This window comes from Streptomyces sp. NPDC088400 (assembly GCF_044753355.1).
Taxonomy (GTDB): Bacteria; Actinomycetota; Actinomycetes; order Streptomycetales; family Streptomycetaceae; genus Streptomyces.
Genome location: NZ_JBIVMZ010000010.1, coordinates 262,182 through 277,388, shown reverse-complemented (window position 1 = coordinate 277,388; position 15,207 = coordinate 262,182). Strand labels below are relative to the sequence as shown.

Below are 15,207 nucleotides of genomic sequence, written 5' to 3'. Positions count from 1 at the left end.
ACCTCTGCCCCCGCCCCAACCGACTCAGCAGGGGGCTCAGGCGCCTCGGTCAGCGTTCCGAGTCCGAGGCGTACGAGACAAAGTCGGCCCACGCGGTGGCGGCGAAGCAGAGGGGCCGGAGCTGTACGTCCTTGGAGTCGCGGACATGGATCGTGCGCGGGGTGGTCGCGACCTCGACGCAGGAAGGACCGTCGTCCGTGCTGTAGCTGCTCTTGAACCACTCCAGCTCAGCAACGTCCCCGGCAGAAAGCTTGAAGCTCATGTCTCTCCCAGCAGTTTCTCGATGAAGGCCAGCGACTCCCGAGGAGTGAGGGCCTGCGCCCGGAGTACCCCGTAGCGCATGTCCAGGATCTGGACTTCCTTGGGGTCGGAGATCACTCGACTGAGGAGCTGGATTTCGTTCAGCCCGATCGTAGTTCCCTCCTTCAGCCTGAGCAGCCGGAACGATCCACCAAGACCCGAGTTCTCCGCACAGCTCAAGGGGAGCACCTGAAGATCTACATTGCGCAACTGCCCCACCTCCAGAAGGTGTTCGAGCTGGCGCCGCAGCACCATTCTGCCTCCGATCGCGCGGCGGAGCGTGGCCTCGCACTGAACGAAGCTGAAGAGATGTCGCACCGTCGACTCACCGAGGATCTGCTTCCGCGCCGTACGCCCTGCCATCCTCCGGTCCACCTCCTCTCCGGAGAACGGCGGCCGTCGATTGCCGAACACCGCCGCCGCGTACTCCTCGGTCTGCAACAGCCCTTCAATAACTGAGTTGTTGTACGCCAGGAGCTCGACTGCCTCGTCCTCCAGCTTTTTCACGCCCCGGACCTTCTTCGGGTAGCGCGCCTCCGCCACGTCCTGCTTCATCGCGGCGATCTTGCCGCCCGCGCCCAGCACTTCGTCCGCCCGCTCAAGAAACTCCGGCCTCGGGATACGGCTGCCGGCCTCGACCTTGTAGACCTGGTTCTCGCCGTAGCCGATCGCCGCACCGAACTCGGCCTGGCTCAACCCCGCCGCCGTCCGCCAGAGCTTGATCTGACGCCCAACGGCCGCGACCACAGCCCCCGAGTCGTCGTCCTCAAGGTCCGAGCCCCAGTCGGGCCCATCCGCTCCGTCCGCACCACTCTTGTCCTCACTCACCGCGCGCACCTCCGAGATGTCTGCAAGCGACAACACCAACTCAGCGCACGAAAGATCCCGCAGGAGAGGACCAGACGGACACGGACCACGAATAGAACAGTCACCGTCCGCAAGCGCACTGTTACAGGTCAGCCTATGTACATCCGGCCACACTGCGTAACGCAAACCTCAAAACGTCAACTCCCCCACCCCACAACCAGCCTTCCCGGCCCGCCCTCTGAGGCGCGGCAATACCCGAGCGCGGCCCGCTCGATCCCGCCAACCTCACCCGGCGCTCCGGCCAACACCTCGACCGCGCGGGTCTACGCCACATCCGCTTCCACGATCTCCGGCACTCGATCGCGACCCTGCTCCTGGAACAGGGCATCGGCCTCGCCGTGATCAAGGAACTCCTCGGCCACGCACACATCCGCGTCACCGCCGGCGTCTACGCCCACGTCCGACTCCGCCTCCAGCCAGGCCATCGACGCCCTCGGCAACGCCCGTCGCCCCACCGGCAACGACTGGTTTGACGGCCGGTGCTGGCTCTGGTGCGGGCAGGAGTGGACGCGGGTGATCTGGCTCGGGCCGGTCCGGACGACCGGCGGGATCTCGGCTCCGTTCACGGCGTGCGGCGGCTGCGTGCGGATCCTCCACGACGCGATCTGGGAGTACGGGACGGTCGCCGCTCGCGGAGTCCGGGCTGCCGGAGCGCCGGCGTTCGGAACCGACACGCCCCACGGTCACCCGGACGAAGCGGCGGGCCGCAGGTGAGTTCTGACCGTACAGGGCCAGTCCGGCACGCTGGAACTTCATGACGCGGCGTGGTCTCTGGACCTGGACGGTTCCACGGAGTTGAGCAAGACGATATACGGGCATGACCGACTGCACGTCGGACGCTTGACGCTGGCAGACCCACAACTCGCACACCAGGCAGGCGAAGTGATGCCCACAAAGGCGCACGCCGGCTCCCCGGACCCCGTGGCCACCGACTGACGCCACCCCGAGCCCCGGCCCGCGCTCCTCATGGCTGGGGCTCGCCCATAGCCTGAACGCGCTGATCGCCTACTACTGTCTGGACGCTTCGTCGCAGGCTGACTTGGTCCACCACCGGGACCAGTGCCTGAGGCCTCGCCTGCATGTGGAGTACCCGTTTTCCCGTCTCGCGGGCATTTCAGTACAAGGGGCCACTCTCGCCCTGCGCGGGGAGAACAAGAAGGAAGGACCTCGGCCAGGAGCGACGCCTGCGCAACGGTGTGGAGGCTTGGAGATGAAGCGATTCCAAATCCCTCAGCATGGGAACCGAGTCATGGTGAACCAGGACGCATATCGCCGCGAGCTGGGGTATCTGATCCAGTACGCGCACGACGAGTGGCTCGGGTTCTCGGTGATCAGCGGGTCTGTCGGCAGCCTCCTCGGACGTGGCGCCTCGGTTCAGGAGCCGCTGATGTTGCTCCTGCGGATCGTCGGCGATCTGTATGACGCCGGAGCGCGAGCAGGCGATCTGACGGAGTCGACGCGGGAGCCGTTTCTGCCGTGGCGAGTGAAGAAAGCCGTAGTCCTGGCGCGGACGGCGGCAGAAGTTAAACGGCATTCCCGGCTGCCCGACTCCGGTGACGTCTGCTGGTTCACGGTGCCGTGATGACGCCATGACCAGGGTCTGGTGGAGGGCAGGGCGGGTTCGTGCCGAACAGGCCGGGTGAGAAGGGGCCGTATCCGTGGGCGGCGGCGCTGGAAGCGGTGGAGGCGGTTGCCAGAGGGGCTACTCGGAGGATCTGACACTGCTTGCTGGGCGGCTCCCGGTGAGGCCCGGTCGTAGCAATTGAACCGGATGACGGGCTGGTTGGACTCAAGGCGGAGGCGTGGGTCGGGCAGCGGGTCGGCGCCCGCACCGTAAAAACGACGGCTGAGGCGCCAGCCGCGACCACCACGCCCGCCCACGTGCGACTCCGCCTCCAACGCCAAGCCATTGACACCCTCAACGATGTACTCGGCGGAACCGGCGGCTACCCTGACAACCCACCCACCACAGCCGCCGCCCACTGAAAATGCCGTCAAGCGCCCAAAGAGCCCTGCCGGACTGTGTCTGACAGGGCTCTTTGGGTTGGAATCCTCCACAGCGCTCCACCTTCACTGCCTGGCGCTTACTCACAGGCCAGAATAAGCGAATTTCCTTACGGAATCCCAAGAATATTGGACACAGCTTCGTGGACCTGAGTCGCAATGCGAGTCAGCTGCCTAAGCTCATCCTCGCTCTTGGCGGCCCGCTCCAGTTGCCACTCGATGAACATAGGCGCGAACCAGATGAGTTGCACGAGTCTCGCTTCCACGGTCTCGCCGATCGGGGGAATCCGAGAAAGTAGCGCCACGTAAGCTTCGCCGGCATCTGGATCGAATTTCCCGGACCGAAGCTTTCCGAGAAATCCAGACTCCTCATCCCACGCCTCGTCCAGCAGCTCTAGCAGCTCATCCATGCTTACCCTCCGGGCCAGTATCCAACGATCGCTTCCGCCGGGATATTCTGCCAGACCAGGACTTCCGAGTCCTTCCTAGCGTAGGCGCTATGCCTCCTGCTTGACGGGAACGGGCCGGAAGAAATATCCACGGAATTATACGGCATGCGCCTCAGGTCCATCGCAACCACCCCATGGCCTTGGTTGTACTTGTCGAATGCAATGCTGGGATTCTTGGTTGTCGATATCCATGGTGTCATCTTCTTTCCTGCAACATGCGACAGAGGGCTGACCCCTGCATTTCCAGGATCCCGAGCCGTCAATCCCATTGCAGGGTCATCATTCTCGGCCAGCGCACGGTAGACAATGTTTCCGTCGGGATCCGGACCATCGGGCCTGCTACCGCAATTGTGGACCAGGACCGGCGTAGCCCCCGCCAGCACATAGTACGTGTGGAGGTCTGCGACGGTGAGGTTGTGGACCGTGGCCGGCTGGGTCCAGGTTTTGAGTGCGGTGATCTGGACGTGGGTGCCGCTGCTGGTGCGGAGCCATTGCCCCGGGTGGAGGTCCCTTGCGTTGATCCACTCGTCGAGTTCGGGGACCCAGAAGGGGTGTTTGTCAGTGGCTGTGACGGAGGCGGTTCTGTCGCCTTTCTTTCCGTCGATGTCAATCGTGACTCTGACCAGGTTCTTGAGTCCCTTGCCGATGATTTCCGCGGTCACCGGCTTCGCGACTGTTTCGCCCGTCTTCGGGTCCGTCGCCAGAACCTTGTCCCCGACCTTTACGTCGGCGATCTTCTTGCGAGTGCCGTCCGCGAGCAGCACCTCTGCCTTCGGCACGAAGCTGTTGCAGGGCACCGCCGGGGCGGAGCCGCCGCCCGTCTTCGCGCCGCCAGCGGCACCACCGCCACCAGCGCTGCCCTTCGGGGCTCCGCCGCCTCCTCCTCGTTTGAGGATTTTGGAGGCGACGGCTTTGACGCCCTTGGCGGCGGCATTGCCGATGGCTCCGCCGGCTGCGCCGGCGACGCCTCCGATCACGGCTCCCTTGGCGACTGCTTTCGCGTAGCCGCCGAGGCTTTTGTCGGCTTCGGGGTCGAGGGCGTTGCCCACGGCCGCTGCTGCCGCGCCCGCGATGGCGCCGCAGCCGGCACCGACCGCGACGGCGCCCACGCCCGCTGTCGCCGCGCCCGCGCCGACGGCGCCGCAGGCCACGCCGACCACGACTTCGGTGGTGATGGTGATGATCTCGGTCTTGTGCTTCTTCAGCCAGCCCTTGGCCTGGCAGAGCCAGTTGCAGGGGGCGGGCTTGGTGACGGTGACTGTGTGGGTGATCGTGTAGGTGACGGTGGGCGAGCCGCCGCCGCTGTAGCCGGCGCCCTTATAGCCGCTGTAGCTGGCGCCCTTAGAGGGGTTGGGGCCGGACTTCTGCTGCTGTTTCGCGGCCTTGGCGGCTGCCGCCTGGCCCGCGCCGCTGCCCGGGTTCGCCTTTCCCTCCCCGCATACCTCCGCCGGGCAGAGCCCTGTGGGGTCGCTGGTGGTGATGGGGCTGTTGCCGGCGTAGGCGTAGCCGTTCATCTGGAGGGGGTCGGTGACATCGATGACCGGGTCCGCGGAGAGGAAGCGGCCTGCTGCCTGGTCGTATTCGCGGGCGCCGAGGTGGGTCAGGCCGGTGGCGGCGTCGTCGATGCCGGTGCCCAGATAGCTGCGTTTGTTGGGCCACAGGGCGGGTTTGGGGCCGCGAGCTTCTCCGTAGGGCTTGAAGGCGCGGCGGGTGACGGTCTGGGTGGCGCCGAGTTCGACGGTGGTGCTGGCGGTGCCGAGGTGGTCGGCGATCAGGGCGCTGACGGTGTGGCCCGTGGTGGTGCCGTTGGTGGTGCGGACGACGGTGGGGGCGCCGGACTGGGAGTAGGCGCGGGAGGCGCGGGTGATCTTGCCGGTGGTGTCGGTGGTGAGTTCCGTCTCGCCCAGGTAGAGGGTCGAGCCGGTGGGCGAATTCTCCAGGATGCGGTTGCCCGCGGCGTCGTACACGTAGCGGGTCTTGACGCCGTCGTCGGTGATGGTGTCGAGCTTGTTCTCCGCGGTCCAGGCCAGATTCTGGGTGGTGGCGGGCAGGTCGCGGAGGGTGGTGTTGCCGACGTCGTCGTAGGTGTGGACGCTGCCCTTTCCGCCGGGCGTCGAGCTGATGGAGGTGAGGGTGTGCGGCTGGACCAGGCCCTTGCCGGTTTCCTGGCGGCCGTAGCGGTAGGTGTAGGAGACGTTCTTGGTGGCGTCGGTGGTGTCGTGGTCGGTGAGGGTGGCGCGGTTGCCCAGCCAGTCGTACGTGAACGACTGGCGGTACGCGGTGGGTCCTGACGACCCGGCCGGGCCCGCCGCGACCGGCGAGACCGTCGTGGCCTCGGGCGCGGCGGCGGCCAGCGAGGCGGCCAGGCCCGCACTGGGCCTCGTGGCGTCGCCCGCCACCGTCGGCGCGTCGGCCACCGGGCCGCTGGACGGCTCGCCGTCGGTCCGGTGGCCCCAGTTGACGCCGCCCGACGAACGGCAGCCCGTCCCCGCGTTGTCGGGCGTGATGTTCGAGGTCCAGGCATGGACGAGCTCGCCCAACGCGTCATAGGTGAAGCACTGGTTGTCCCATGTCGAGCCCGACGCGTCGGTCAGCTTGCGGGCGTTGGAGGTGATGCTGCCCGATTCGTCGTACGCGTAGTAGCTGTCCGCCACCCGGTAGGTACCGGCCGTCTCGCGGTCGGCGACCGTGCGCTGGAGACTGCCGGTGTGCTGGTCCACGAAGTTGGTGGTCCAGACCCGCGCCGGCTGTTGCCCGCTGACCGAGCGCAGCGGCTCACCGTACGGGGAGTAGGTGATGTCCGAGGTGTACCAGGAGATCCCCGAGGTGGATTCCGGCAGGCCGTCGTCGTCGTACCGCGTGACGACCTTCTCGCTCGCCAGCCCGCCCTTGGCCGGGAGCGTGACCGACAGCGGCTTTCCGGTGGGTGTGTAGCTGTAGGAGTACGCGTACGTGCCGGAGAGACCGGTGGTCGTCGCGTGGGACGGGATCACCGTTTCGCGGCCGGTGGCCTGGTAGTCGGTGTCGTAGCCGGTGACCCGGTCGATGTAGTCGCCGGTCGTGTCGTGCCGGATCGAGGCGACGGGCAGGCCGGTCGCGCCGGGCAGGCTGTCGTACGTGAACTCCTTGACCGGAGCGGAGGTCGCCGAGCCCTCGCGGACGGCGACGACACGGTCCAGTTGGTCGTACTGGGTGTGGATGTTCTTGCCGCGCGCGTCGGTGACCCGGGTCCTGCGGTCCTCGTCGTCGTACGCGAAGGAGGACCCGCCGGTGTCGGGGTCGGTGGAACCGGTCAGGCGACCGCGCACGTCGTACGCGTACTCCCAGGTGTTGCCGGCCGGGTCGGTGACCTTGGTGTGGTTGCCCCGCGCGTCGTACGCGTACTCCGTCGTCCGCGCGGTGCCGGTGTCGCCCGCGCTGGTGTGGTGCTGGACCGAGGTGACCCGGCCCAGCGCGTCGGTGAAGCTCTGGGTGGACGGGGCGGTGCGGCCCGGCGGGTCGACGTAGACCCAGTCCTCGCCGTAGGTGGTGTACGTCGCGTACGTGAAGTCGGCGCCGTGGTAGACGGAGGCACGCACCACGCGTTCGAGGCCGTCGTACCGCGTCTTGGTCTTGTTCGGTACGAGCGACTCCGACACCCGGGCGAACAGCTTGGTCTCGGGCTCGCCCTGGGCGAGGTAGCCGCCGGTCTGTTCCCAGACCAGGCCGTGGTCGTTGTACTTGGTGTCGGTGATGATCCGGCCCGCGCCGTGGGCCTCGCGCTGCGTCTGTACCGTACGGCCCAGACCGTCGTAGAGCGTGACCTCCCGGGCGTAACTCCCGTCGTCCTTAAGGGACTTGACGGTGACGGCGGCCGGGCTCGTCTCGCTGGACGTCGCGACGGCGCCACGGTAGGAGATCTCCGTGTCCGGGGACTTGCCGCCCGAGGAACGCCCCGGCGACCAGCCCTTGACCAGCCGGCCGAGCGCGTCGTACTCGGTCCTGGTGACCCGGCCGTTCGGGTCGGAGACCGTCAGGGCCAGGGCGCGGCCCGGGTCGTAGGCCGTGGTGGAGGCGTGGCCCTTGGCGTTGATCTGCTTGATGTCGGTGACGGGGCCGCCGCTGTCGCCCGGGGTGTAGACCGTCTCCGAGGTGCCGGTCAGCGGGGTGGTGACCTTCCTGACGCGGCCCAGCGGGTCGTACGACGTGGTGGTGGTCACGGAGTGGGCCGAACCCTCGCCGTTGATCTCCGAGACCGACGTCTCCAGGCCCTTGGCCGGAGCGGCTCCCCACGCCTGGCCGTCGTAAGAGGTACGGGACGAACTCAGCAGCTCCGTACCGGTGTTCGCGGTGTTGAACCGGGCGCAGGGCGTGGCGGTGGAGCGGGTCTCCTTGGCCTTGCCGATGATCCAGGCGGCGGTGTTGTGGACGTACGACGTCCGCATGCAGACCTGGTCGCTGACGGTCTCGCCGGTGCCGTTGGGCTTGACGACCGACATCTCCAACTGGGTGGGCAGCCCGTAGGTGTCGTCGACGGTGGTTTCGGTCCGTACCGTCTGCCAGCTGGATGTGTCGATCGTCTGGACGGCGTCGGTGCGCGCCACCCAGGTGCGGTGGGCGAGCAGCGGGTCGAGATCGGTGCCGTCCTCGGCCTCACGGGTCCGGGAGGCGGTTTTCCTGGACTCGGGGAAGGTCAGGGCACGGGTGAGGACGCGGCCCTCGGAGTGCTCATAGGTGAGGGTCTCGGCGGTCATCCCCGCGAACTGGGGCGCGTCCTCCGCGAGCAGGACCACCTCACCCTTGGAGTCCTTCACCTCGCCGCCCGCGCCCTGGAAGAAGCGGGTGACGGTGTGCGACTGCGACTGCGGCTCGCCGGGCTGGGGGATGGACTTGCTGCCCTTGGTGACGGCGACCTGCCGGTAGCCACGCCAGACGCTGTACGTGCGCAGCGCCGGGCGCAGGAACTCGTTGTCGGACTTCTGCCACGCGGGCGAGGTGTACTTGTACGACGTCACGACGGGCTTGCCGTGGGTGGTGACCCGGTCCGTCTCGGTGACGGACGAGACGAGGTACTTGTTGAACCAGGCCTTGCCCGGGAGCTTCTCCTCACCGTCCGGGGACCAGCGCACCGGGTAGCAGGTGGTGTTGTTCCTGCCCTTGTCGGTGGCGGGTTCGGTGGCGCAGCCGCCGGTGTACTCGACCTGGATGTCGGCGCCGTTCTCGGTGGCGACCGTGCCGATGCGCGGACGGGTGAAGCCGGGGCGCTGGTCCCCGGGTCCCGCAGGCACGAGGTTGGGCAGCTGACGGTCCCTCAGGCGGTCGCGCAGCGGCGAGGAGGAGCCCACCGTGTACGGGCCGAAACTGACCCCGTCCTTGGACTGGAGGGTTCCCGTGGTGTCGCCGGGGGCGAAGCCCCTGCGCGTGATCGAGTTGAGCCAGAGGCCGGGTGAGGTGTCGTACCAGTCGGAGGGGAACGACTGGTGAAGGGTGTACGTGTCCACCTTGCCCAGTGCGCCGGTCTGTCCGGCGCGGGCGGCCCTCGTCGTCACCGTGTCCAGGCGGAGCTGGGTCCAGAAGGACGGGAAGGCGGGGCACATCTTGGAGGTGGACTTGCAGTTGAGGTTGCCGGGGGTGTCCCACCAGGGCCGGTAGGCGCCGGGGTCGTCGGTCTTGGCGAAGTTCGCCGCTTCGCAGGCGGCGGCCGACTTCAGGCAGCGCTGCTGGACGCCGAACTCGACGGTGGCGGACGGCTTGGTCAGGTCCTCGGTGCGCATCCCGTACTCGATGGAGACGGGGTAGGCGGCCCGGTCGTACTTCTCCGGGGACTTGAACTTCTTGTTGACCGAGTAGTAGTTGGTCTCCTGCTTCCAGTTGACGACCATCGCGTTGCCGTGGACGTCGACGACCTTGTCCATGCCCCACTGCCACGCCTGCTGTTTGCCGGCACCGCAACGGGAGGCGGTGAAGGTGTCGGCATAGCAGGGTTCTTCGGGGTGGTTGCCGTAGACGGGCGTGGTGGAGACGGAGTTGGTGTCGGCGTGGCCGCTGCCGGGCTCGTTGAGGCCGTAGTAGTACGCCGTGCCGTCCGAGGTGGTGACCACCCAGTACTCACCGTTGTTGTCACCGTTGGTGGCGCCGGTTTTCAGCTCGACGCGGGTGCCGTCGTCGTTCTGCGGACGGTAGGTGTCGGTCTCGCCGACCCGGACCAGTTCGGTGGTCCGGCCGTTCAGCGACATCACCGCGTTGTGCGAGACCCAGCACAGGTCGGACGTACGGCTCTTCTTGGCGGTGTTGTTGGGCGTGCCCTCGGTGAGCTTCTTGGTGTCGTCCTTGCAGGAGCGGTAGCGCCGCTCGATATGGCCCGGCTCGTACTCCCACCCCTCACCGATCCACGACGCCTGCGGTGAGGAGACGGCCGTCTTGCCGTCCACCTCTTGCGAGTCGTACGCGAAGGAGATGTTGGGGGACGGACCGGCCGGGGTCGGGGGAACGGTCAGCGGGTACGACCAGGAGAAGGAACCGGCGGAGCCACCGGCCGCCCAGGTGCCGCTGGAGGCCAGCGGGGTCGCCTGGAAGGAACCACCCGCCCCCGCACCGGAGTCGGTGACGGCCAGCGCGGACGCGCCGCCGGCCGCAGCGGTGGCCGTGGCAGCTGCCTTGGCGGTGGCGGAGGCTTTGGCAGAGGCCTTGGCAGAGGCCTCCGAGGCGTTCACTGACGTGTCGACCGTCGCGGTGACCGAACCCGTGGCGGTGTCGTTGACCGTCTCCAGTTCCTCGTACGCCTGACACTCCTCCAGATCGGGGGTGGTCAGGTAACACGCGGGAAACTGGACGAAGCGCAGCCGCGAGGCCCAGTCCGCGCCGTACAGGTTCTTGAACTTCTCGTAGTCGAACCGCACCGAGACCGGCACCGCTCCGGTGGCCGGGGGTCGCACGGTGACCACCGCGCCGTCCACTCCCTGAGCCACCGTCTCCGTGCGGCCCGCGACCGAGACCTGCCAAGTTCCCGTGGGCGCGGCTTCTCCCGGCGCCCGGCCGAGGCTGACGGGCAGATCCGCCACGGGGGTCGTATCCGCCACGGCTGTACGGGCGGACGCCTTACCGGAACCGAAGTCGACGGTGCCGGTGTCGGCGGGCGGCACGGTGGTCGTGCCCGGAGGCGCCTGTTGCAGATCCTCCGGAGTCTCGGTCTTCAGGCTGTCGAGGTTCCTGTTCTCGGTCTTGCCCGACACCGCCTGGTCCTGGCCGAGCTTCTCCAGAACCAGTTCCTCCCGCCCGGCCTTCGCCGGATCGGGCGGGATCGCCAGTGCCTGTGCGGGCAGCAGCGCGATCAGCAGGGCGAGGCCCAGTCCGGGCACGACGGTGCGACGGACGCGACGTCGCCGACGGCGAGTTTCAGACAGACGAGACACGCCAGATCCCCCCGGACCATGGGAGCGGCACCGGGGTGGGGCCGCACGGAGTGTCGTGCAGGAAGTCACGCGACAGGCCGTGAACAGACCATGTACGAGGCCCTGCGAGGACGCGCTGATTCTGTGGGGGTCCTGTGACGAAAGGCCAGAGATTTTGTGACCAAGTGATCACGATCACACCCCGTAACGGGTCAATCACACCCGCCCCGGGAGTATGCAGGCCGAGCGGCCAGATGTAATGATCACGACACATTGGGGAGTGATGGAATGTTGCTCCCATACGGCTTCTTCCATACCCAATTCCCCTTGCGGAATAGGCTGGTTCGCAACCTTCGACCCATTCCGTGAAAGGTCGTGCGGTCGCTGAAAGGGCGTCAGGAGCGAAGGCGGTCCGACGGGCGTCGGCGCGCACCGAAGTCCCTCGCGCATATCGCAGGGTGACGGATGCTCACTCTTGAGTCATGATCTGCTCGCTCGTCCCGTGAGTTGAGGCACACGTGAGGGGCTTCGTATCTCCGGCCGGCGCGTCCGCCGCCGCACCGGGGCCGAGGGGGAGGGCTCTCACGCATGTCGCAACGCCGGTTCCGCCTGCCGGGTCAGCGCACCATCGCCGTGGCTTGCGCCGCCGTCATCGCCGCGACCGGACTGACGTACGCCGGATTGCGCATCACGGATCCGACCCCGGACGCCAAGTCCCCTACGCGGTCGGCCTCTTCGCCGGTGAGTGAGAGCGACGCCATCACCCGGGCGGCGAAGACCGGCAAGCGAGTGGAGGCCACCTCGCTGCGTACGCCCGACTCGACCACCTGGGCACGCCCCGACGGTCTGATGTCCCGCGAGATCCATGTGTCACCGATCCGGGCCAAGGTCGGCGGCGCATGGAAGCCGATCGATCTGTCGTTGCACCGGACCGACCGGGGCTGGGAGCCGAGGGCCGGTAACACCGAAGTGGTGTTCTCCGCCGGCTCGGCCGGTTCCGCCCGTTCCGCCGGTTCCAAGAGCGACGGCGACCGCGGGGAGCGCGCATCGCGCTCGGAGCGTACGAGCCGTACGGGCCCGGGCCGGGCGACCTCGGACCGTACGACCTCGGACCGTACGACCTCGGGCCGCCAGGCCCCCGCGAGCCTCCACCGCGTCTCGTTCCTCCAGGCCTCCGCCGCACGCACCGCCGTCGGAGCCGTCGCCGCGGACGAGACCGCCAGCCCGCTGGTCACCCTCCACTCACAGGGCCACGAGCTCCAGCTCACCTGGCCGGGACCGGTCCCCGAACCCATCATCGACACCAACCGGGCGCTGTACCCCGAGATCATCCCCGGCGCGGATCTGGTACTCACAGCGGACGACAACGGATTCGCCCAGCTCCTCGTGGTGAAGAACCGCGCCGCGGCCGCCGACCCCCGTGTCACACGGATCGCCTACGGCCTCAGTTCCCTCACCCTCACCTTCCGTCTCGACCCACTGTCCGGCATCGTCACCGCCGAGGACCCCTACGGGGACGAGGTGGCGATGTCGCCCACCCCGATGATGTGGGACAGCGCCGGAGCCCCCGCCGCCACCGACGGCGGAGTCGGCGCCTCCGCGCAGCCCACCGCGCCCGAGGAACTGCCCGCCGATCCGACGCCCGGCCCGGAGGAGTCGCCCTCCGACGAGGAGAGCGAGCCCAGCGACGGCGAGACGGGCGACGAAGCAAGTGAGACCGACGAGCAGACCGACCCGTACGAGGAAACCCTGCCGTCCGCGAGCGACGAGCCCGTACCGGACACCCCGGAGTCACCGCTCCCGTCCGCCCCGGCGGAGCCCACGCCCGCGCCCTCCCAGCCCGGGCCCGCCGCCACCCTCTCCCTGCCGGGGCTCGACGGGCCGTCCCCCGACTCCCACGGCGCGCTGGTCGACGCCGACCTCTCGGGCGGCAACTGGCACATCACCCCGGACGCGGAGCTGCTGTCCGACCCGTCCACGGTCTTCCCGGTCTTCATCGACCCCTCGACCACGAAGCACACCCAGAACTGGACAACCGTCTACAACCGCTATCCGAACGCCACCTTCTACAACGGCAAGGGCTTCAACAAGGGCGGTACGCACGAGGCCCGCGTCGGCTTCGAGTCCGACACCTGGGGCACCTCGCGCTCCTTCTTCAACATCGACTTCGACAAGTCCCTGAAGGGCGCGGTCATCACCAAGGCCAGGCTGCGCGTCCTGGAGACCTACTCCTGGTCGTGCAGCTCCCGGGCGATGAGCGTGCACCTGACGGGTGGAATCGGCTCCAAAACCAACTGGAAGAACGCCCCCAAGCTGCACAACGGCAACAAGATCGCTACCAAGAGCTTCGCGCACGGCTGGAAGTCCAACTGCCGTGACGACTACGAGACGTTCGACGTCAGAAAGTCCGCCCAGAGCGCCGCGGACAAGGGCTGGGACTCCATCACCTTCGGCATGCGAGCCGTGAACGAGAGTTCCCAGTACGCGTGGAAGAAGTTCGCCGCCAACGGCGAGAACGCCCCCGTCCTCGTACTCGAGTACAACCGCCGGCCCGGCTCACCCACCGGTCTGGACCTCAACCCCGAGTCCAAGTGCACGACCACGGAACCGTACGCGCGGATGGGCGCGGGCGCGGTCTCCTTCGTCGCGTCGGCCGCCGACAAGGACAAGAACCTCGACCACCTGGACTTCGACCTCTGGCCGACGGGCAAGTGGGACACCACCGGTGACCTCCTCAAGTCCACCGGCAAGGTCAAGGTCGGCTCGAACACCGGCAGCGCCCGCGTCACCACCTCCGAATTCGCGACGAGCAAGCTGACCAACAACACGCAGTACTCATGGCGGGCGAGAGCCTTCGACGCCGCGGGCTCCTCCTCGGGCTACTCCCCGGCGAAGACCCCCTGCCGGTTCGTCCTGGACACCGCCGCTCCCAAACCGCCCAAGGTCTCCTCCACCGACTTCCCCAACGCCGACGAGAACGAGAACGGCTTCGGCAGCCAGCCCGAGGACTCCCTCTGGAGTACGAAGAAGTTCGGCACGCCCGGATCCTTCACCGTCCGGGCTCTGGACAAGGACGTCGTGCGGTACGAGTACGGCTACAACAAGGCCAGTTACCCCTTCACCCTGGCCCGTACCGCCGGTACCGCCACCACCACCGGCGCGACGGTCGCGAACGCCAAGCCGCCGTCCGCCGGGCCCAATGTGCTGTACGTACGGACCGTCGACAGCGCGGGCAACGTCTCCACACCGGCCAAGTACTTCTTCTACGTCAGCCCCCGCGACCAGGCCGACGCCGCCGGCGACATGACCGGCGACAAGCTGCCCGATCTTCTGACCGTCACGGAGGGCGGCGGCCTCGGCCTCTACCCCTCGCAGGCCACCAACGACCTGGCCAAGGGCACCGGCGACCTGGACTACTCCATGCCGGGCGCCTACCGCGCGAACCCCGCCAAGGACCCCAACGGCGACGACCTCCCACCCGTCGTCGCCGCACCCACCAAACACTTCGACGGCGCGCTGATCACCCACAACGGAGACATCTACGGCGGTGACGGCCTCCAGGACGTCGTCGTCCGCGTCGGCGGCAGACTCTGGGTCTACCCCGGCGACGGCTACGGCGCCGTGAACATCGACAAGCGCCGCGAGATCCTGCTCCCGTCCGGCGCCCCCGACCCCGCCTCCTTCACCCAGATCGTCTCCGCGGGCGACGCCACCGGGGACGGGAAAGCCGACTTCTTCGCGACCGTCGGCGACGCGCTGTGGGGCCTCACCGGCTACAACGGCGCCACGGTCGAGAAGGCCACCCGTCTCTCCGCCACCGCCTGGTCCGACCGGGACACCGTCATCGCCCTGGACGTCACCGGCGACAGCGTCACCGACCTGGTCTACCGGTCCGACGTGAGCGGCCGGCTGCTGCTCCGTACGGGCATCAAGGCCGGCTCCGGCGGGGTGAACCTCGACTCGCTCGCCTCAGCGGCGAATTCGAGCGGCGGCAAGGACACCGAGTACGGCGCCTCCGGCTGGTCGAGCACCGCGATCCCCCACCTCATGGGCACCCCGGACGTCACCGGCGACTCGATCCCCGACATCTGGGCCGTCCTCGCCAACGGTTCCGTACGCCTCCACGCGGGCAGCAGGACCGCCCTGAGCGGCACCGGCACCGAAGTCATCGGCCTCTCCACCTGGTGGAAGACCCGGCAGGCGATCGGCTGAGCAAC

General features: G+C 68.0%; 6 protein-coding genes and 1 pseudogene. 3 read left to right on the top strand and 4 right to left on the bottom strand.

From position 1 onward, the window contains the following. Window positions 1–49: 49 nt before the first annotated feature. Together ACIQD6_RS25330 and ACIQD6_RS25325 are read right to left on the bottom strand one after the other, a co-directional pair. Complete coding sequence (locus ACIQD6_RS25330) at window positions 50–262, bottom strand: DUF397 domain-containing protein (RefSeq protein ID WP_401886072.1); 213 nt, start codon at window positions 260–262, stop codon at window positions 50–52. Then, window positions 259–1,128, bottom strand: a complete 870-nt coding sequence (locus tag ACIQD6_RS25325) for a helix-turn-helix domain-containing protein (RefSeq protein WP_401886070.1) — start codon at window positions 1,126–1,128, stop codon at window positions 259–261. The genes ACIQD6_RS25330 and ACIQD6_RS25325 overlap by 4 nt, the downstream gene beginning before the upstream one ends. A 233-nt stretch (window positions 1,129–1,361) precedes the next feature. On the opposite strand from ACIQD6_RS25325, the pseudogene ACIQD6_RS25320 reads away from it, so the two are divergent. After that, a pseudogene (locus ACIQD6_RS25320) lies at window positions 1,362–1,611 on the top strand (tyrosine-type recombinase/integrase); the annotation flags it as partial. 805 nt (window positions 1,612–2,416) lie between these two features. Then, entirely contained in the window at window positions 2,417–2,749 is a 333-nt protein-coding gene (locus ACIQD6_RS25315) for a hypothetical protein (RefSeq protein WP_401886067.1), read from the top strand. A 532-nt stretch (window positions 2,750–3,281) separates the two neighbouring features. Here the strand turns inward: ACIQD6_RS25315 and ACIQD6_RS25310 are convergent. Next, window positions 3,282–3,581: a hypothetical protein gene (locus ACIQD6_RS25310; protein ID WP_401886064.1), complete on the bottom strand. Its 300-nt coding sequence runs from the start codon at window positions 3,579–3,581 to the stop codon at window positions 3,282–3,284. A gap of 2 nt (window positions 3,582–3,583) precedes the next feature. Beyond that, window positions 3,584–10,957, bottom strand: a complete 7,374-nt coding sequence (locus ACIQD6_RS25305; protein ID WP_401886062.1) for a polymorphic toxin-type HINT domain-containing protein — start codon at window positions 10,955–10,957, stop codon at window positions 3,584–3,586. A gap of 621 nt (window positions 10,958–11,578) precedes the next feature. Between ACIQD6_RS25305 and ACIQD6_RS25300 the strand changes: the two genes are divergently transcribed. Next, window positions 11,579–15,202 (top strand): DNRLRE domain-containing protein, encoded by a 3,624-nt coding sequence (locus tag ACIQD6_RS25300; RefSeq protein WP_401886060.1) that lies wholly within the window; start codon window positions 11,579–11,581, stop codon window positions 15,200–15,202. Window positions 15,203–15,207 lie beyond the last annotated feature (5 nt).

What these genes read in the sequence shown, in the direction of transcription:
- ACIQD6_RS25300 (WP_401886060.1), top strand. Translation starts at nt 11,579, where the DNA reads ATGTCGCAACGCCGGTTCCGCCTGCCGGGTCAGCGCACCATCGCCGTG.
- ACIQD6_RS25330 (WP_401886072.1), bottom strand. Translation starts at nt 262, where the DNA reads ATGAGCTTCAAGCTTTCTGCCGGGGACGTTGCTGAGCTGGAGTGGTTC.
- ACIQD6_RS25310 (WP_401886064.1), bottom strand. Translation starts at nt 3,581, where the DNA reads ATGGATGAGCTGCTAGAGCTGCTGGACGAGGCGTGGGATGAGGAGTCT.
- ACIQD6_RS25315 (WP_401886067.1), top strand. Translation starts at nt 2,417, where the DNA reads ATGGTGAACCAGGACGCATATCGCCGCGAGCTGGGGTATCTGATCCAG.